The following is a 922-nucleotide window of genomic DNA, read 5'->3' as shown; positions in this document are numbered from 1 at the left end:
GGCCACGACCCGTTTTGAGGCGCAAGACTTAGGTAGAGAGCATTTAGGCCACATACTAGAGAATGATGCGATTCAACTTGGCTTGCTAGATCGTGTTGCTGAATTGCCAAACATTGAGTTAGTTAGTGGCGTCACGATTGAATCGAGTGAGTTAGGTTCTGATAAGCGTATGCTTACTTTGAGCGATGGTTCTGTCATGTCAGCCGATTTGGTTGTTGGGGCTGATGGCGCGCAATCTCAAATGCGTCGAATTGCTGGAATTGGTCAGTTTAGCGAGTCTTATACTCAGCACGCTATGGTCGTATCCATTACCTATAAAGGCGGAGTTGAGCAAGGGACTTGGCAGGCTTTTAGACCAGAAGGGCCTCTCGCGTTTCTTCCGTTACCGCGCATTGACGGTGTTAATTATGGCTCGTTAGTTTGGTACGACTCGCCGAATACTATCGCACAGTTAAAAGGCTTGTCTGATGCCGAGCTGCGTCAAAAACTTCAAGCGATATATCCCCAAGAATTACCTGATATTGAACAGATTCTTCAGGTCGCTTCGTTTCCTCTTGCCAAGTCACATGCTCAGCAATACTCAGGAGAGCGTATTGTTCTGGCCGGTGATGCTGCGCACACAATTAATCCTTTAGCTGGTCAGGGTGTTAATCTCGGGTTTATGGATGCCGCGGTATTGATTGAGGAGCTCGGTAAAGCATTGATTAATGACCAAGCCTTATCAGATCGGGCGGTGTTAAAGAATTATGAAAAGCAGCGACGTATGTTTAATCAACTCATGATGAGTGGTATGGACGCGTTTTATTATGGCTTTAGTAATCGCTCTGCCCCAGTGCAAATTATTCGAAACATAGGTTTAGGGCTTGCACATCGCTCAGGTCCGTTGAAACAAAAAGTATTGGAATACGCTACAGGTCTTCAA

Annotated in this window: 1 protein-coding gene; it reads left to right on the top strand. The window is 46.0% G+C overall.

Annotation, left to right across the window (positions count from 1 at the left end; genetic code table 11):
- Positions 1 to 922: FAD-dependent monooxygenase (locus A3738_RS08360; RefSeq protein WP_068763522.1), on the top strand; the 922-nt coding region annotated here is incomplete at both ends.

Source organism: Oleiphilus sp. HI0066 (genome assembly GCF_001635725.1).
This window is presented reverse-complemented; position numbering and strand designations above follow the sequence as displayed.